At 54.4% G+C, this 17907-nt stretch carries 14 protein-coding genes and 1 riboswitch; of the genes, 2 read left to right on the top strand and 12 right to left on the bottom strand.

Features of this window, described 5'->3' with window-relative positions:
* Positions 1 to 43 precede the first annotated feature (43 nt).
* Complete coding sequence (locus BLR09_RS08400; RefSeq protein WP_093200381.1) at positions 44 to 265, bottom strand: hypothetical protein; 222 nt, start codon at positions 263 to 265, stop codon at positions 44 to 46.
* A gap of 113 nt (positions 266 to 378) precedes the next feature.
* Positions 379 to 475, top strand: a riboswitch (TPP riboswitch).
* Positions 476 to 561: 86 nt separating this feature from the next.
* Here BLR09_RS08400 and BLR09_RS08395 point away from each other — a divergent pair.
* Complete coding sequence (locus BLR09_RS08395; protein WP_093200378.1) at positions 562 to 2943, top strand: TonB-dependent receptor; 2382 nt, start codon at positions 562 to 564, stop codon at positions 2941 to 2943.
* A gap of 167 nt (positions 2944 to 3110) precedes the next feature.
* Here the strand turns inward: BLR09_RS08395 and BLR09_RS08390 are convergent, their stop codons facing one another.
* The 7 genes from BLR09_RS08390 to BLR09_RS08360 all read right to left on the bottom strand — a co-directional run bounded on the left by BLR09_RS08390 (position 3111) and on the right by BLR09_RS08360 (position 10302).
* On the bottom strand, positions 3111 to 3407 hold the full coding sequence (locus tag BLR09_RS08390; protein ID WP_093200375.1) for a YtxH domain-containing protein: 297 nt from the start codon (positions 3405 to 3407) through the stop codon (positions 3111 to 3113).
* Between the two features lie 226 nt (positions 3408 to 3633).
* Positions 3634 to 4773, bottom strand: coding sequence for an FG-GAP and VCBS repeat-containing protein (locus tag BLR09_RS08385; RefSeq protein WP_093200372.1), 1140 nt, complete (start codon positions 4771 to 4773; stop codon positions 3634 to 3636).
* Between the two features lie 99 nt (positions 4774 to 4872).
* Positions 4873 to 6171: a threonine synthase gene (gene thrC / locus BLR09_RS08380; protein ID WP_093201390.1), complete on the bottom strand. Its 1299-nt coding sequence runs from the start codon at positions 6169 to 6171 to the stop codon at positions 4873 to 4875.
* A 318-nt stretch (positions 6172 to 6489) separates the two neighbouring features.
* Positions 6490 to 7746: a DUF4350 domain-containing protein gene (locus BLR09_RS08375; protein WP_093200369.1), complete on the bottom strand. Its 1257-nt coding sequence runs from the start codon at positions 7744 to 7746 to the stop codon at positions 6490 to 6492.
* Positions 7743 to 8465, bottom strand: a complete 723-nt coding sequence (locus BLR09_RS08370; protein WP_093200366.1) for a DUF4129 domain-containing protein — start codon at positions 8463 to 8465, stop codon at positions 7743 to 7745. Before BLR09_RS08370 ends, BLR09_RS08375 begins: the two co-directional genes overlap by 4 nt.
* A 1-nt stretch (position 8466) precedes the next feature.
* Entirely contained in the window at positions 8467 to 9336 is an 870-nt protein-coding gene (locus tag BLR09_RS08365) for a hypothetical protein (RefSeq protein ID WP_093200363.1), read from the bottom strand.
* A gap of 27 nt (positions 9337 to 9363) precedes the next feature.
* Positions 9364 to 10302, bottom strand: a complete 939-nt coding sequence (locus BLR09_RS08360; RefSeq protein ID WP_093200360.1) for a stage II sporulation protein M — start codon at positions 10300 to 10302, stop codon at positions 9364 to 9366.
* A 152-nt stretch (positions 10303 to 10454) separates the two neighbouring features.
* Between BLR09_RS08360 and BLR09_RS08355 the strand changes: the two genes are divergently transcribed.
* A complete protein-coding gene (locus BLR09_RS08355) occupies positions 10455 to 11180 on the top strand; it encodes an RDD family protein (protein WP_143011061.1) in 726 nt (241 codons plus the stop codon).
* Here the strand turns inward: BLR09_RS08355 and BLR09_RS08350 are convergent.
* The 4 genes from BLR09_RS08350 to BLR09_RS08335 form a co-directional block, all read right to left on the bottom strand.
* Positions 11177 to 12844: a hypothetical protein gene (locus BLR09_RS08350; protein ID WP_143011060.1), complete on the bottom strand. Its 1668-nt coding sequence runs from the start codon at positions 12842 to 12844 to the stop codon at positions 11177 to 11179. The two genes, BLR09_RS08355 and BLR09_RS08350, sit on opposite strands and share 4 nt — an antisense overlap.
* 17 nt (positions 12845 to 12861) lie before the next feature.
* Positions 12862 to 13542: a hypothetical protein gene (locus BLR09_RS08345; RefSeq protein WP_143011059.1), complete on the bottom strand. Its 681-nt coding sequence runs from the start codon at positions 13540 to 13542 to the stop codon at positions 12862 to 12864.
* A 406-nt stretch (positions 13543 to 13948) separates the two neighbouring features.
* On the bottom strand, positions 13949 to 14218 hold the full coding sequence (locus BLR09_RS08340; protein WP_093200348.1) for a response regulator transcription factor: 270 nt from the start codon (positions 14216 to 14218) through the stop codon (positions 13949 to 13951).
* A gap of 184 nt (positions 14219 to 14402) precedes the next feature.
* A complete protein-coding gene (locus tag BLR09_RS08335) occupies positions 14403 to 17672 on the bottom strand; it encodes a TonB-dependent receptor domain-containing protein (protein WP_176785494.1) in 3270 nt (1089 codons plus the stop codon).
* Between the last annotated feature and the right edge of the window lie 235 nt (positions 17673 to 17907).

The following is a 17907-nucleotide window of genomic DNA, read 5'->3' as shown; positions in this document are numbered from 1 at the left end:
GACTTCGACCGAAAACTGAAAACCATCAACCGAAAACTGTTCCCTATTCTCCCCGCTCTTCCCCACTCACCCGGCGGGCAGTGAGGCGCAAACGGGCCATGTGGATCAGGAATATGGTTACCAGGGCTGTTACGACCACGTACAGGGTCAGGTCAATCGCAATTCCCAGGTTCTTATCGGCGGGAGGGTGCGGTGCGCTACCGGAGAGGCTGATACCCAGGAAAAAAGCCATCGCCATAAACGCCAGCATGATCAGAATCTTCATGTTAAAACGGGGTTTAGCAAACACGTATTCAGGACACACTACTTCCTGCAGGAGTTGTAATGACAGAGATAGGAAAATAATTATGCCGCAATTCCCCCTATCTTTGTCCTACTGATCGCATAAAGGGGTGCCCTACCGAACGGGCTGAGATCATACCCATTGAACCTGATGCGGGTAATGCCGCCGAAGGGAAGCGACGGTCGTCCATTTCGGACGCCGTATCCAAGCTTTATATTCTGTTTACTGAAACCCAGACGGGATTCAGCCCCTTTTACCTGTCGCTTTTCATTCTTCCAATGAAAACGTCACTGAGTACCCTCTTTCTTTTTCTGTTTGCCCTGAGCGTTCAGGCGCAGCAGGTACTGACCGGCAAAGTCACCGACGCGGCCGACCAGCAGCCGCTGCCCGGCGCTTCGATCCGCCTGATCGGTACCCAGCGGGGTATCACGACCCGGCTCGACGGCTCTTTTTCTGTTACAGCAGCCGGCGCTACCGCCCTCGAAATCAGTTACCTCGGCTACGAGAAGCAGACGCTGCCTCTTCAGGGCGTGAGCGGACCGCTGGATATCCGCCTGGTCCGGACAACGTTTACGGCTGACGAAGTAGTCGTCTCCGCAACCCGTGTCAACCAGCGGACGGGCATGGCCTTCACCAACGTCACCGCTGAAGAGATCAAAAAGCAAAACCTGGGTCAGGACCTGCCCATTCTGCTCAATTTTCAGCCCTCGCTCGTCACCACATCCGACGCCGGCGCCGGGGTCGGCTATACCGGCATGCGCATCCGCGGCTCCGACGCGACGCGCATCAACGTCACGCTCAACGGCATTCCGTACAACGACGCCGAAAGCCAGGGTTCGTTCTGGGTCAATATGCCGGACTTTGCCAGCTCTTCATCGAGTATTCAGATTCAGCGCGGGGTAGGGACCTCCACCAACGGGGCGGGTGCTTTCGGCGCGACGGTCAACATACAGACCAACGAATTCCGGAAAGAAGCCTACGCCGAAACCAACAACAGCTATGGCTCTTTTAATACGCTGAAAAACAACATCATGGCAGGTACGGGGTTGATCGACGGGAAGTTTACGGTCGACGCACGCCTTTCGCGCCTGTCGTCTGACGGGTACATTGACCGGGCGTCGTCCAACCTCAAATCCTTCTATGTATCCGGCGCGTATTTCGGGAAGAAGTCCTTCGTCCGCCTCAATATCTTCTCCGGACAGGAAAAGACCTATCAGGCCTGGAACGGCGTTCCGGAAGCGCTGCTGAAGACGAACCGCACGTACAATGAGTTTACGTACGACAACCAGACGGATAATTACCAGCAGGATCACTATCAACTGCTGACGTCCCACCAGCTTTCCCGGAAACTGACGTTCAACTTCAACCTGCACTACACCAAAGGGCGGGGGTATTACGAAGAATTCAAGAAGAAGCAGGCACTGGCCGACTATGGGCTGCCGCCGGTCGTTCTGAAAGACACGACCATTCTCGCAACGGATCTCATTCGCCGGAAATGGCTCGACAACGACTTCTATGGCACCGTATTCTCCTTTGACTATGATTCCTTCAGGAAGCTCAAGATCAACGTAGGAGGAGGCTGGAACCGCTATCAGGGCAAACACTACGGTGAAATCATCTGGGCGAAATACGCAAGTACTTCTTCCATCCGTCAGCGGTATTACGAAGATGACGCGACCAAGACCGATTTTAACCTCTATGCCAAGGCATACTACCAGTTGACGGAAGCCCTGAATGTCTTCGGCGATATGCAGTTCCGGAAAGTCGGTTACAGTTTCCTCGGCTTCAACAGCCAGTTGAATAATGTGCAGCAGGAAGCAGACCTGAACTTCTTCAATCCGAAAGTCGGGTTCAACTGGCAGTTAGCAGACAATCACTCCGTTTACGCTTCCTTCAGCGTTGCGCACCGGGAGCCTAACCGGGACGACTACACCCAGTCTACCCCCGAAAGCCGCCCGAAAGCAGAAGGGCTGCAGGACTGGGAAGCGGGCTATCGCCTCCACAGCGGGAACCTGGCCTTCAGTGTCAACGGGTATTACATGAACTACCGGAATCAGCTGGTACTGACCGGGAAGCTCAATGACGTAGGCAGCCCCACGCGGACGAACGTCGGGAAAAGCTACCGGGCAGGTCTCGAACTGGAAGCCGGGTACCGCCTGACGAAAACGCTGACGCTGAATGCCAACGCGACATTCAGCCGGAATAAAATCGAAACCTTCGTGTCGTACTACGACAATTACGACGATTACAACGAAGTCACGAAGCGCTATGGTCAGACCAGCGAAACCTCCCGGAATACGGATATTTCCTTCTCGCCGTCGGTCATTGCCGGCGGGCAGTTGCTCTGGAAGCCTGTCAGCCAGCTTGAACTGGCCTGGCTCGCCAAGTATGTAGGCAAACAGTATCTCGACAATACCCAGAATGAAACCCGCAAACTGAACAGCTATTTCACGAATGACATCCGGGCGACGTACGCCATCCGGCCGAAATTTGTAAAAGAAATTACGTTCAGTCTATTGCTGAACAACGTGTTCAACCGTTTGTACGAATCCAACGGGTATACCTTCAGTTACACTGAGGAGGGAGCATTTACTACTCAAAATTACTATTACCCGCAGGCAGGGTTTAACGTTTTGGCTGGGGTGGGGGTACGGTTTTGAGCATGGAGCATGGGATACCCCCGGGCTGCCGCCCGGGGGTAATGGGGTTAGACCCCTGCGGGGTCGGGGGATGGCGTCGCTGCCCCATGCCCTCTGCCCCATGCATCCAGAAAAAAGGGTGTTTTCCGTCGGAAAACACCCTTTTTTCTGGATTGGATAAACGCCTTTCAGGATTCCCGGCTGCGGGCTTCCTCATACGTCCGGCGGACGTCGTCCACCAGGTCTTCGGCTTTGGCTTCGGCCCTTCCTTTGAGTTCAAAGGCCTGGTCGCGCGCGTCCTGCGCTGCCGCCTCGACTTCTTCCTTTCGTGCTTCGATTTCGTCCAGCGCCCGGGAGGCCCAGTCGTTCACGAGGCGTTTTACTTTCTTAAAGTTCTTGCTGCCTTTCTCCGGGGCGATCATCATTCCGATAAATACGCCGACGGCTCCGGCAACCGCATATCCGATCAGACTTCTCTTTGACATGGTTGAATCAGTTGGTTGTGTCCGCTGAAAGATAGTATTCCCTTCCGGACAAATGAATGAAATGCGTGGGTCGGGTTTTCAGAAAGTGGTTGAAAGTTGTTCAATAGCGTCGGCCTGAACGGCCTGGGCGAAGGTTGATTCTCTGCCCTTGTCGAACAAAAACGATACCACAGGCTTTTATGGGGGATTATTTCCCCATTCCGATACGCTCCGTATTCCGATTTTTCTATTTCCGTAGATTCCAGTACACGACCACGTTGAGCGTAGACCGTCCGGAAGCAATCAGGTCCGGATCTCCATCCAGGTCGAGATCTGCTGCCTGAAGGTCTTCACAAGCCATTTTTATGGATTCATCTACTTCCTGCTGCTTCCACCCGGTACCGTCAGGGGTGAATAACCGTACCCCGAAAGTCCTGTCGCCGTTCGGCATCCGCCAGCCGGTCGCTACCTGCGAGTAGCCCAGCCCGAGAAAGTCTGCGCATACCACCGCATGCCCCTGCGCCATCCGGTTGAAGAGGACCGTCGGCCGGTTGTCCCGGAATACCACCAGTTCGTTTCCATGCATGGGAGATACTGTCGCGAGAAGCGGTTTTTTGTCGGATGACAGTCCCCGTTTCACTTCCCCGGCCGGGTAGTCTTTTCCGATCCATTCCCCTTCGTGCTGCCATTTGCCGCCGGTATACCGCAGGATTTTACAGCCTTCTTTGGCGGCGACGATAAGCTTTGTTTCGCGTCCGTCTTCCCAGACTTCGGCGTTATGGGTCATATGCAATGTGCTGTCTACCAGTTCCGTCTTCCATTCTCCTTTCGGATTTTCGGGGAATTCATAGGCGAGGATTTTCACCCCTCGGCCTTCGCCGTTTTTGTTGTCGCGCCCGTGCAGGGGGACCACAATCAGCTGAGACTTGTTTTTGCCCACCTTTGCCCATTTCATGCGGTGGGTGGTAGGTTCGTGGGGCAGGCGGACGGCCTCCCAGGTTTGGGTAGGGTCGGCGGGGCGAACGAGGTAGAATACCGCCCCCGACTGCGCAGGATCGTGCGTTTCTCCGGGATCCCACTGGGCGCCTACCGCTACTTCTACTTTTCCGTCTCCGTCCAGGTCCCTTGCCGCGATACAGACGTTGTCTTTCTCCGTCAGATTCGCTGCCATGACGTACCGGGGCCAGGTTTCTTTCCCCGTATTCCGGTACCAGACGATCTCCTTTTTGTCGGCCAGAAGAATATCCGGCCGCTTGTCTCCGTCCACATCCCCGATGGCCAGACCATATCCAATATCTATCTGATTGTCAATAACCTGTGCTTTAAAGGAAGGAGCATCGCCACCCATCAGGGACAGGCCCAGCAACAGCGGAAGAAGCGTTTTCATAGGAATAGAGCGGTTGTGTCCGGGGAAGGTACCACTCCCCGGAAAAAGAAACAAGCCGGGCGCTGACCCGGCTTGTTTGTATGGTTGTCACGGGAAGGATTACCCGAGCAGATATGCTTTGAAATCAGCGAAGCGTGTACTCATCGGCGTAGCGACTTTCGGCTTGTCGAGCAGTTCTGCCAGCCGCTCCGGTACCGGCACCGACTGACCGAGGGTGGCCTCCATCGTGGGCAGGAATTTGGCATAGTGGGCTGTCGACAGGAATACCCCGGTAACGTCCTCGTTCATTTTCGCGACGGTATCTCTCAGTCCCTTCCAGGCAATCGCGGTATGCGGGCACATGAGGTAGCCGGTGGATTCAAAGACCTCCCGGATCGCCGCCTGTGTTTCCGCATCCGAGTACCACACACCGGAAACCAGATCGCGTACCGTTTCCCATTCGCCGCCGCCGAGCAGAAGCAGGCGGGGGAAGTTGCTCGGATTTCCCACATCCATCGCATTGGAGAGGGTTTCGACGGAAGGTTTGGGCTCGAATGTGCCGGTCGACAAAAACGTCGGCACAACATGGTTCGCGTTGGTGGCCGCAATGAACTTCCGGACAGGCAGCCCCATCCGGTAGGCGATCACCCCCGCCGAGAGGTTACCGAAGTTTCCGCTGGGCACACTGAAAACCAGCGATTTACCCAGGTGCTTCAGACGGGCGTAGGCGTTGAAATAGTAGAACGACTGGGGAATCAGCCGGCTGATGTTGATCGAGTTAGCCGAGGCCAGGTTGAATTTCGCGCGGAGATCCGCATCCAGAAAAGCTTCCTTGACGAGGCGCTGGCAGTCGTCAAACGTACCGTCTACTTCCAGTGCCGTAACATTTCCGCCGAGTGTCGTCAGTTGTTTCTCCTGAATGTCGGAAACCTTCCCGCTGGGGTAGAGGATCGTTACCCGGATACCCGGCGTATGATGGAAACCCTGTGCGACAGCGCCACCGGTATCTCCCGAAGTAGCCACGAGAATGTGGATTTCTTTCGAAGACTTTTCCAGAAAGTAAGACATCAGCGAGGCCATAAAGCGCGCGCCGAAGTCTTTAAACGCCATAGAAGGTCCATGGAAAAGCTCCAGGACATACGTATTTTCTTCCACCGGTACCACTGGGGCATCGAACGTAATGGCCCGCTCCACAATCCGACGGAGATCGTCCGCGGGAATATCATCACCGAGGAGGGCGTTCGTCACCGCCAACGCAATTTCGGAAAGGCTCAGCTGATCGATCCCGTCAAAAAAGGACGCCGGCAATACCGGAATCGATTCGGGCATGTATAACCCGTTGTCGGGCGGAAGACCGCGAAAGACCGCCTCTTCCAGCGAAACGTCCGGGCTCTGGTGTTTGGTGGAATACAGTTTCATACGCATAAAAGCCGGCTTATCTGCGGCGAAACCAAAGGCGGTTTCGGGAGCGACCGGAATCGGAGTGCAAAATTCGGAGTTTGCGCCGTAGCAGCCAAACGGCCTTTTTGTTTTTTGGAGAAAAGCGGGTTTTCCACCGCAATACCCCAAGTTATCCACATATACACGGCTCATGTGGAAAAGGGGAGGATACCTGTTGGCTGACTTTCAGGCAAAAACGGTCGACAATGTGGAAAACCCAGACTATTCCACCACTTTTCCCCCGTTTTCTGTGGATAACCCGTGGATTTACTGTGGATAATGTGGATAACTTTCAGACTACTGCACCTTCCGGTAGAACGATTCGATCTGATTACTGAGGTCTACCAACTGATTTTCAGCCAGATTTCCAGAGAAATACCGTACCTGGTGGATGCGGGCAACCAGGTTATCCACATCTTTCCGGTCGATACCGGTTTTCAACACCAGCGTTTCCCGGAACTCCTCATCCAGCTCCGTGGTCTTCATCCCGAACCGCTGCCGAAGGTAGGTCAGCCAGTGCTGGATCTTCTTTTCGGCAAGATTGGCGTGGTCCGCCTGGTTGTAGTAAAGCTGGCCAACGGTTTCCACAAACTCCAGGGAAGAATTGGTAACCGGCTCCAGAACGGGAATCACCCGCTGCCGCCGTTTCCCCTCAAAAATCACGAAGAGCAGCAGCGTTGCCAGGGTCAGGTAATAGGCCCAGGTCAGGCTGGGACTGGTGAAGAGAAAGCGAAGGATACTCCGTTCGCCTTCCCGGCCCTGCTCGGCATACTCATCCCACAGAATCGGCTGTGCGGGCAGGTAGGAAAGCGCTTTGAAGGCATAGTTGCCTTCCCCCTGTTTCAGCAGGTAGTAATTACTGAAAACCTCCGGAGCCGACTGAAGAAACAGCTCTCCCTTTCCGAAGCGGAACCGCAGAAAGTTATACTGCCCGTGCTGGTTAACACCGAGGACGGACGCCTTGAGCGTAGAATCGGTCGTTACAAAATGATTTTCAGCCGTTTCCTTTTCCAGTACATAGCCCTTGCGACCTACACGGAAGCGGGGATCGGTGAGGTTTACCTGCATACTGTCAAACCGGAACCGGTTGTAGTATGCGTCCTGGTCTTCGTCTTCGTTCTTTTCAGACTGATAGGCCCGGTTAAAATCGATCAGGCTGTTCGTCCCGATTTTCAGGTGAAGGGTATCTGTCAGCAACTGCGGGAAGCTATTGGCCGACAAAAAGGCTGTATTGCCGTCGTGAACATAAGCCAGCAGCTCTTCCACATCTTCCTCTGCCATTTCACAACTTTCGCTGATAAACAGGTAGGTACTTGTTTGTTCGGGAAGTTTGCCGTCGTCGGCGAGGTTATAAAAAGGCAGCCGGACCGACGTTACTTCCTGCCCCGGAAACAACCCCGGCAGCAGGTCGTACACCGCTTCGGTAGCAAAAGGTATTTTCTGGTCATTCCGGAAGGTACGCGTCCAGTCGATCGGCCGGGGTCTGAAATACTCCACCAGCACGAACAGGATGACGATTGTCCCGAGAATGAGGAGGTATTTTTTGTTTTTCATACAGCCTTTTCGAAGGTTTCAAATTCCCGTTTCACGTCGCTGAAATCCATCTCCCGAACGGGAAAGTCTCCATACCAGACATACTCAAAAAGCGAAGTAAGCCGCTCAAACGCCGGCCGTATTTCCGGCTGTGTTACTTCATAGACATAGGCGCGGTTGGTTTTGTCGATCTGCCAGCTGATCAGGCCCCGGTCGGCCAGCCGTTTCAGGCTCCGCAGGTACAGCAACCGGACGCCCAGGCGGTAATTATGCGCAGCGACGGCCTGGCCGATAGCGTCTTCGAAATCCATCCCGTGAATGTCTTCGTGAAACGCCTCATAGGGCAGGGCAGGGGTTTGGGATTTTCGTCCGAAGAGGCCGACTTTCTCCATTCCGGCGATGCGGTAAATGAAGAAACTCACTACGCCGATCACGAAGAGGATTTGCACCCATTCCCGGCCTTTGCGGGTATCGGGGCTGTACAAAAATTCCACAAGCCAGTTCAGAAAGCGCTGCCATAGTTCCTCCAGCAGGCCGGAAGGCGGGCGTACGTCCTGCTTGTACTGGTATTCCCGCGCTTCCCGGATGCCTTTCCATACGGCAGGATCTGGTTTTCGGAGAGCGGGCCGGAGCGTGTCGGCGGCAAATATCTGCTTGCCGACAGTCCGCGCCGTGGTATCACGCTGGGCAGACGCCGTGAGGCTCAGCAGCCATACGAAAGTGAAAAGGATGATCCGCATGTCAGTATTCTCCTTCGTCGCGGACCGGTCTGGCCTGCCCGATGGATTCAATTTCGTTCATCAACCCGATTCCTTCTTTCTTTTCCACCAGTGAAAAATACTGGAACCCGAGGGCGACGTTTGCCAGGGACGTAATAACCGTCGTTCCGGTTGTCGCGATCACCGACGACAGCAGCAATGCCCACTGCATGTTTTCGCCGACTACCTTCAGCCCCTGTAGAAACATGACCAGGTACATCGGTACTGAAAGAATACTGCCCAGAATGCTCGTTGCGACGCTCATCACGATGCGGAGACCGAATGTGCTGATTCCTTCCGTCCAGTTCAGGTGAACCAGGTCGCGGGAGCGGGCCAGCGCTTCCGACGCCGACAGGTCTTCCCGGACCATCGCCGTCATCGCCAGACTGAACACCGTAAACGGATACACGACCGGCAAAAAACACAGGGCAAGCCCCAGAATCAGCGAGCCGCCGTACAGCAGTCCGACGACGACCGACCGGAGAAAGTACTTTTTGACATGCTCCCATACCGCCGATGCTTCGACGGGGCCGTCGTGATCCATGTATTCGACCAGGTAGCTGCTGACAACCAGCGACAGCACCTGGCCTCCCATCAGGCTGAAAACAATGCTGAGAAAGTACTCCAGGCTGAACAGAAAATTGAATGGATTGGCGCCGCGGTTGATTTTGGTCGTGAAATCAAATATCTGGGATTGAAACAGCCCGACAGAAATCCCGGCAATAAGGGAAAACGGAGCCGCAAAGTAGAGCAGAATCGGCCCGAGTGTTTTCAGGTTCCGGAAGGTAAACTGAAAGGTAGCGTTGATGACTTCACTGAAATTCCGCTCTTCACGAAGCTGTATCGGATGCATACGTTGCAGATGGTTGGGGAAAAAAGGTCAGGGGCGGCGGTTCAGCCGGATCGGGTACCAGACGAAATACCAGACAATGAAAAAAGCCGAAACACCGATGATGAGGATACTGACAGCCGGATACAACGGCTGGCGGGTCACAAAACCCTCCAGAAAACCGGCCGTAATGAAAATCGGAACAAGACCCACCGCAATTTTCAGCCCCTGCCGTGCCCCCCGCTGGAACGACACGAGCCGGGAGTAGGTCTTCGGAAAAAGAATGCTGTTGCCAACGGTCAGTCCGGCGCAGCCGGCGATGATAATGGCTGATATTTCCAATGTACCGTGTATCCAGACAGTCAGCAGCGCCGCCCGGATCACACCCTGCTGAAAAAGAAAGGTAAAGAACGCGCCGAGCATCACACCGTTGTAAAAGAGTACATACACCGTTCCCACCGAAAGAACAATTCCGTAAACAAACGCCGCAAATGCCACCCGGACGTTGTTGAGGGTGATGGTGAGAAACGACGCCGTCATGCTGTCCGATTTGTAAACGGCCATCGGATCTCCGGCTTTGATGTTTTCCAGGGTCATGTTGACATAGTTGTCGCCCAGAATGAGCCTGACAAAACTTTCGTCATACAACGTCGAAACAATGCCCAGTATAGTAGCCGCCAGAAAAAACAGAAAGGAGTACAGCAGTGCGCGGTGCGACTGGTAAAACTGGTACGGCAGATCGTACAGCCAAAACCGGAAAAAGGCGTTTGATTTTTCCTTCCGGTTGGCATAAATCCGCTGATGAAAGCGGGTCGTCAGGGTATTCAGGTAACGGGTAACGGGCGATTCGGGGTAGAACGTCCGGGCGTAGGAAAGGTCGTCGGTCAGCTCAATAAACCGCTCCGAAAGTTCGTCGGGCTGGCGGGTATCTTCCTGCTCATACTTCTTCCACTTCTCCGCATTTTGTTTGATAAAGGCCGCTTCTCGCATCGGTAAAGGTGCTGCAGGATCTGGTAGGAAACGATCGGCTCCGGCCGCATTTTATTTTCCGGCGTCGAAACCCCTTCAAAATAGCCAAAACTTTTTCGAAATTCGCCACACCCCGCTTGCGGAAAGATGATTTTCACCCCGGCACGCCCTGCATGAACCTGCACATCCAAACCACTCAGAACGTATTACTTGAATTTCTGCCGGCCAGTATCGGCGATCGCATCCTGGCGTTTTTGCTGGACGGCGTGATCATCGCCGCCTGGCTGCTGGGCGGCTCGCTGGTTTTCGGGAAACTGTTCTCAGAGCTGGATTCGTCGTGGCAGATTGCCGGTTTTGTCCTCATCGTGGCGCTTCCGGCCATGTTTTACAGCCTGTTGTCGGAAGTATTCATGAACGGGCAGTCGATCGGCAAGAAGGCCCTCGGCCTGCGCGTCGTACGCCTCGACGGTACTCCGCCGCGTCTGGGCGACTACCTCATGCGCTGGCTGCTGCGCATGCTGGATATCTGGGTCATGTCGGGCCTGGTCGGGCTGATTACCATGGCCATGTACAACGGGCAGCGGCTGGGTGACCGGGCTGCACGTACCGCTGTCGTCAAAATGCGGCCGCCGGTTCAACTCGAACAACTCATCGCTCCGGTTACGGAAACGGACAACTACCACGTGACTTATCCGGAGGCCATCGTCCTCTCCGACCGCGACATCAATACCATCCGGAAGGTCCTCAAAAAAACACAGGAATACCACACGTTCGAACTACTGGAGCTTACGGCCGGAAAAGTCCGGGAAACCACCGGGATTCATACCGAAGCAGATAGCTGGACCTTCCTTCAGACCCTCGTCCGGGATCATGCACACCTGGCATTGCAGGAAGATTAGTGCTGTAAACCAGGCTTTTTCCTTGCTTCATCGCTGTATTTCAGCGCTTCCTGTTTCATGATGTAGCCTTCGTTCGTCCAGGTTTTCAGCGGTATGCGTCCGATGAAATCGGCCCAGATGAGAGCGTCTGCGGGCCGGTCGGCAGCCCGGTACAACTCAAACAACTGATACTTCGGAAACAGGTACTTGGGGACCATCAGCGCGGCGGTGCGGTAGTAGTGTTCCGATTGCTTCCAGTCGCGTTCCCGGTAGAGGTCTCCCAAGGCCAGGTAAACATCGGTACAGGGCAGGAGATCTTTCGCTTTTCCGAGTACTTCACGGGCTTCGGCATTCCGGCCGTTTTGTGCCAGAAGAACGCCGTACTGGTAGAGGAAAGCGCCGTTTTGCGGCAAACCGGCATGAGCAGTCCGGAAGCGCTGTATCCGCAAAGCCGGTTGCTCCGTTTGGTCGGCCACGACCCACCGCATGTGGGCAAACGTACCCCAAAGCAGACAGGCGCCGATGGCCAGCAACGCCGGGAGAGGCGTGATACGCCACCGGGATTCTCCGGCTTCACGCAGAAGAAGAAACAAAGACGGGAAAAGGATGCTGTAAATCAGGTACACATGAAGTGCATTGTCGAAAAAAGAAAGCCCGAGAGCTGCTGCCAGCGCCAGGTAAGGTTTCAACAGCGTTTCGTCTTTCCGGACTGCTGACGCTGCTTTTTTTAACAAATAGTACAGAAAACCAACCAGCAGCAAGGTACAGGGCACGCCGTTTTCGACCGCAAACTGCACATACTCATTGAATGCCCAGAAGGTATTATCGGGCATCAGGTAGTGTTGCTGAAACGGCTGATGAAGCAAGTCCAGCTTTTCCAGGTAACGGGCCTGCGCCAGGTTATACACCTTCGGGAAGCCGCCGTATCCTACCCCCGTCAGCCAATTTTCCGGCAGGAGTTCTTTCTGCACGACATCCAGTATCAACGCCCTTCCGGTGACGAAACCCGGTAAGGATTGCCAGGCAGCAAGTAGCCTCATGCCGAAAGGCTGCAGCACAACCAGGATGGCAAACCCGGGCAGGTGAGCCTTCCAGAAAAACTTCCGGACGGCGCTCAGGTAGAAAACCGCAGCACAGCCTCCTCCGACCAGCAACGCATTCAAATCCCGCGTCAGAACCAATGCCAACGCCGGCAGCAACACCATGAGCCAGCCGGCCTTTCGGTCGCGGCGGGCAAAGGAAAAGGGCAGCAATACGCAGAGATAATTGCCGATTGTGGAAAGGCTGCGGTTCTGAACCCACGGAAAATGCAGGGAAAGACTCAGGATCACCAATGTCCCAATCACTGCCGTAAACTCCCGGAACGTTGTCGGATTGAAACCCCGGTAAACGGGCGTCAGCGCAAACAGGGCCAGCAATGAAAAACTGAAGACCGCATCAGACAAAGGCCTCCCGGTATTCAGCAGCCATAAAACGGCTGCGAGCAAAAACGCCAGGACCTGTATCGTCCGGAGAGGACCTTTTCCCGCTGCCAGCAACGCCACGACCCAGAGACTGAGTGGTATCCAGATTTTCTCCAGTTGAACCGGCGACCGGATCTCTGCACTCAGCCAGCAGACAAAGGGCGCCGGATAGATCACCCCAAAACGAAGCAACCTATCCGACGACAACAGACTTTCAGACACGGAACCGTTCGCGTTTATCAGCCTCCTTTGTACGTATGCACGATAAAGTCGCCGTTCCGTGTGTTGTACGTTCCGTAGATCATGAACGGCTGCTGATAGATGGTTCCGATACCTTCAACCAGGAAATTGTAGTTCAGCGTACCGTTGATGGTATACGTCATCACACCCGTCGAATAGTTCATCGACGTCGTTTGCTGTACCTGTGTAAACGAATAGCCCATGGTAAAACCCGTGAGGTAGCCGGTAGCAACCGGACTGGCGTAGTCGGTCTGCCAGGCAATCGTCACACTGGTGTTAAACGGATAAGACCAATTGGAGTTGGTGGACGTCGACTGGCCGGGCTTGATCTCTTCCGGTTCACTCGCGAAGCCGAGATAGGAACCGAGTACCTTCTTGCGGAAGTCGCCGATGACGAGGGACGAGGCCGTTCCCGGCTCACCCGTCATCGCCATCTTCCCGGAAACAGAACGGTGCCGGATCGATTGCAGCTTTTTCAGGTATTCATTTGCTTCCGCTACCGAAGCAAAACGGGCAAAATTGCCACTGTTCTGCAACTCACCGGCAGAAACTTTCTTCAATGCAAACGTACTCACCAGTTCGTTCATGGTGACCTCCGGTTGTACATCCTGCTGCCGATGGCAGGACTGGAGTGCGCCAAAAAGGCAAAAGACAACCATCAGGGAAAATGTTCTTTTCACTGGCACAAAGGATTAGAAGGTGGAAAATGTTAGGGATTTGCCCGCTTTCCGTTGTTCTTTAAAAACCGGAAAAGCAGGTACAGCAGGACCGCGAAAAACGCGATCAGCATCACATTAGAGGCACTCCAGAGCCAGGTCATCTCTGTACGATGGTTTAGTGATCAATCCGATACGCTGTTTGGGTAATTCCTGTATGCAGGGTATGACCGACCGTCAGCACCTACAGAATCCGCGCATCGCCGGCCAATCCGCATCCGGATGCCGGCGCCCTTCTACCCGAAGGGCGCCGCCGAACCGGCCGACATCTGCAGCTTCATCCACGTGGCAGCGTGGTTCCAACCCTGGAAGCCTTCGCAAAGATTTCGTCTTTTTGAATAGATAGAAATACTCAAATACAGGGAATTACCTACTTGCTTTCCGCGTAATCCGGTCGTTTTGCCTCCAGCAGCGCCCATTGATGCAGGTGCTCCCGATTCAGCAGCGCATAGCGGATCAGGCCGTCACGCTTGCCCGTCAGCTTCAGTTTGGTTTTGATGTTCCGGCGATGCGTGAATACCGTGTACTCGCTGATGCCGAGGCGCTCGGCAATCTGGCGGCTGTCGAGCTCGCACGACAGGAGAAACAAAATATGCTTCTCGCGGTTGGATAAATGGGATTGGATAACGTGTGCGTCCATCGTTGTAACAGGTTAGATATACTTATACATTCAGGGTAAACCGGGAAGTAATACCCAAAAGTAGAGAATAATTATAAATTCAAGAACAATATTTATCAATTTGATAATATCCTGATCCAACGGTACAAAAAGAAAAAGGGAGCTCCCTGGCGGAAGCTCCCTGGGTGGGGGAAAGCAGGCGGGGTTATTTCTTGGCCGCGCTCCGGAAATTGCGGACGTTGTATGTGAACGTCAGCATGAAATACCGCTTCAATACAAGCGTACGGTTGTCTTCCACATATGTTTCCGTCGTATTCCGGCTGATGCTGTTGTTTTGATTCAGCAAATCGAAGATCGTCAGGCGGATTTCGCCGCGCTGCTCCTTGAAGATCTTCTGCCCGATCCCGAGGTTAAACAGCGTAAAGCTCCGGTCATACCCGGGTCCAAGGCCCGAATACAGGGAATTGCTGACGTCCGGGTTGATCGTGAAGCCTTTCGCGCTGATCCAGTTCAGGCGCAGACGGGCCGTGTGAGAGAAATAGTTGCTGTTCTGCTGCGGCTGAATCGAGTACTGAATGATGTTGTAAGCCGGCGAATACGAAAGCGTGAAATCAAACCGCTCGCTGATGTTGCTGCTCAATACCACGCCGGAGTTGATGGCGTAATTCGTCGAGATATTCGATACTTCGTTGATCAGACCGGGCGTCCGGGTATAGTTCACGCCGGCGTTTACGTTCAGGTTGCTTTTCAGAGACTTCAGCGGGAACCCCAGGCTGAAGAACCCCCGCATGCTCTGATAGCCCTGCAGGTTGACCGGCCGGCTGTATTGTGAGCCTTTGAAGAGCGTCACACCTTCTGTCAGCACCGTATCCTTGTTGGCGATGAGGGTAGCGTTGGTGATGTTGTTGGCCGTGAACGTGGCGAAGAATCCTCCGAAAAAGTTAACCGACTTGGCCAGGTTCGTACTGTTGTATCGCAACGAAAGCGTATGTGAGTACTCCTGCTTCAGGTTCGGATTACCGCTGGAGATAAAGAGCGGGTTGGTGTTGTCGAATACATTCTGAAGCTGGGAAATCGAAGGCGCGTTGGTCGACGTCCGGTAATTGAACCGCAGGTTCTTCGTCTGCGTAAACTTGTAATTCACGTCAGCATTCGGCATCCAGTTCTGGAAGGTCTTATTGACCGAGAATGTTTTCGGGAATAGCTGATTTCCGGAAAGGTCGGCATACTGGTAGTCCGTACCAAGGGTGAAAAAGGCCTTCTTCGTCCGCAGGCGGTAAGCCAGCCCCGCCCGGTTGGTCAGGTACCGGTTGTCGAATTTGTTACTCAGAATTTTGTTCAGCTCTGAATACGATTCCGACGCGGCGCTGAAATCATAGGTTTCCTTATTGCTGTTGCTGTTGGTGACCGACAGGTTATAACTAAACTGCAGCTGGCTCATCTTCGACAGCGGTTCGGTATAGTTGACGTTGCCGGACCAGGTAGTCGTGTTCGACCGCGAATCCGACTTCTGATCCACCAGTTGCAGCGAGTCTGACTGGCTGTAATACCGGTTTTCTGACTTCAGCAGACCATTGCGGTGGTTCAGGCTGAGCGAGGTTCCGACACCGAGTGAAATCGTCCGGCCCTGCTTCTTGAACTGGTGCCGGAAGAGGAGATTCTGCCCGATGTTGTATCCGTTGCTGTGGGCTGAGTTGTTGGTACTCGTTTCGCTCAGTTTGGCGCCGGTTTCCGAAAGGGTATTGAGCCCTTCGACCTGGCTGTTGCTGTTGTTATTCTGGAAGCTGAGCCGCGGCGTCCAGATGAGGGAGCTTCTGGGCGTAATCTGGTATTCCATCCGCAGGCTGACGCGGTGGTTGGTATTGTCATTGGCAGACGTACTCTGCTGATCGTACTTCTGTCCGGAGTTGGCAGCAGAGAAGTAGTTGCGGGTCAGCGTGCTTTCAGAGGTATTGTTAGCGCCGTTGAAAAAGTAGCTGCCGGTTACCTTCAGTTTTTTACTCCAGTTGTCGATATAGTTGACTCCCAGTGCGTTGGTAGAAGTAATCCCGCCCTGCTGGCCGACGAGGAAGTTCCCGGCCGAATTACCGCCGCCGAAGCTTCCGCCACCACCGCCGCCGCCACGGTTTCCGCCACCTGCACCGCCACCGCCGCCACGGGCGCCGCCGCCGGCTGCACCGCGGTTGCCGCCGCCACCGCTGGAGCCCAGCGCGCCGAGGAGATCCTGCATGGCGAAATTCTGCTGGTTGATGTTATTCGTCTGCCCGATGATGGATATACGACGCGAGCCTTCGAAGAAGTTAACGTTGCCGCCGGCAGCATACCGGTTGTCCGTCCCATAGCCGGCGTATACTTTGCCGAATTGCCCGTTATTCCGCCCGTTGCGGGTGGTGATGTTGATCGTCCGCTCGGAGTTTCCGTCGTCAAAACCGGTAAACTGGGACTGATCGCTCAGCCGGTCAAATACCTGAATCTTGTCTACGACTTCGGCAGGGAGGTTTTTCAGGGCAAGCGAGGCATCGTCGCCGAAAAACTCACGGCCATCTACCAGTACCCGCTTGACATCCTGACCCTGCGCCTTTACAGCGCCGTTTTCGATGGTGATACCGGGCATTTTGGTGACGAGGTCTTCGACGTTCGCGTCTTTCGTCACTTTATAGGCATCCGCATTATAAATAAGTGTATCCGATTTCTGCTGAACCCGCTCCTGAACGCCCTTCACGGTTACTTCCTTCAGGTTTTTGGCATTTCCGGTGAGCTGAATTTTACCCAGATCCATGACCGCCTGAAAAGGTCGTATCTGAACATTTTCAGTGATATATCCGATGTTGGAGAGGCGCAGGCGGTAGTTTCCGCGGCTGACGTTCGGAAAGGTGAAAGCGCCGTCAGCGTCGGTAGTGGTACCTTTTCGCTGCGTGGAGTCCGCGGCGTTGATGAGCAGCACCGTCACTCCGAAGAGTACCGAACCATCTGCCTTATCGGTGACTTTTCCGCGGACTTCCGTGCCCGACCCGGACGGAACCCGCTGGATAGTCGGCGCGGCCGCTACCGGCGTAGCAGGACTTGCAGGCGGCGTAGCCGGTTTCGGCAGCGAATCTTTTGGCGCAGGAGCCGCTGCGGCCGGAACTATTGTATCCCGGGCGATTGTTCCTCCGCCGATAGCAATTTCTCCCATATCCATCCGGCCTTTCAGCGGAGCGATCTCCACTTCACGGGCCTGAAAATTGGCCTTGGCAATGCGCAGGCGATAGGCAGGCCCCTGTTCGAGACCATTGAAGGCAAAGTAGCCGGAGGTATCGGTCTGACCGGTCAGGCGTTTGGTTGAATCGGCGGGTTGTATGAGGAGGAGTCTTGCTTCCGGAACCGGTTTACGCGACGCTTGTACGACGCGCCCGGATACGGACCCGTCCTGAGCAGAAGCCCAGGAAGCCGACAGACAGGCAAGGAGCAGACACCAATAGTTCGTAGTTTTCATCTCAGTAGAAAATGCGGCCCCGGGTCGTTTAAAGAAGGTTCGTTCGGGCCCCGGTTCCACCATAGACCGGACAGCCATACCAAAGTTTACTGACCTGCCTCCCCGGCAGGACTCATTTCGTAAATTCATCGATGAACAGGCCTTTTGAGTCGATTTAGGAAATCGTTCCAAAGGCCAACCCGGAAAGACATGATTTGAACCGAAATCGCCTCTGGTTCAGATTACTAAATTTTAA

This window comes from Siphonobacter aquaeclarae (genome assembly GCF_900103285.1).
GTDB lineage: Bacteria > Bacteroidota > Bacteroidia > Cytophagales > Spirosomataceae > Siphonobacter > Siphonobacter aquaeclarae.
Note: the sequence above shows the minus strand (reverse complement) of the source record. Positions and strands in the feature narration are given on the sequence as shown.

What these genes read in the sequence shown, in the direction of transcription:
- BLR09_RS08340 (WP_093200348.1), bottom strand. Translation starts at nt 14,218, where the DNA reads ATGGACGCACACGTTATCCAATCCCATTTATCCAACCGCGAGAAGCAT.
- BLR09_RS08335 (WP_176785494.1), bottom strand. Translation starts at nt 17,672, where the DNA reads ATGAAAACTACGAACTATTGGTGTCTGCTCCTTGCCTGTCTGTCGGCT.
- BLR09_RS08390 (WP_093200375.1), bottom strand. Translation starts at nt 3,407, where the DNA reads ATGTCAAAGAGAAGTCTGATCGGATATGCGGTTGCCGGAGCCGTCGGC.
- thrC (WP_093201390.1), bottom strand. Translation starts at nt 6,171, where the DNA reads ATGAAACTGTATTCCACCAAACACCAGAGCCCGGACGTTTCGCTGGAA.
- BLR09_RS08385 (WP_093200372.1), bottom strand. Translation starts at nt 4,773, where the DNA reads ATGAAAACGCTTCTTCCGCTGTTGCTGGGCCTGTCCCTGATGGGTGGC.
- BLR09_RS08375 (WP_093200369.1), bottom strand. Translation starts at nt 7,746, where the DNA reads ATGAAAAACAAAAAATACCTCCTCATTCTCGGGACAATCGTCATCCTG.
- BLR09_RS08355 (WP_143011061.1), top strand. Translation starts at nt 10,455, where the DNA reads ATGAACCTGCACATCCAAACCACTCAGAACGTATTACTTGAATTTCTG.
- BLR09_RS08365 (WP_093200363.1), bottom strand. Translation starts at nt 9,336, where the DNA reads ATGCATCCGATACAGCTTCGTGAAGAGCGGAATTTCAGTGAAGTCATC.
- BLR09_RS08400 (WP_093200381.1), bottom strand. Translation starts at nt 265, where the DNA reads ATGAAGATTCTGATCATGCTGGCGTTTATGGCGATGGCTTTTTTCCTG.
- BLR09_RS08370 (WP_093200366.1), bottom strand. Translation starts at nt 8,465, where the DNA reads ATGCGGATCATCCTTTTCACTTTCGTATGGCTGCTGAGCCTCACGGCG.
- BLR09_RS08395 (WP_093200378.1), top strand. Translation starts at nt 562, where the DNA reads ATGAAAACGTCACTGAGTACCCTCTTTCTTTTTCTGTTTGCCCTGAGC.
- BLR09_RS08360 (WP_093200360.1), bottom strand. Translation starts at nt 10,302, where the DNA reads ATGCGAGAAGCGGCCTTTATCAAACAAAATGCGGAGAAGTGGAAGAAG.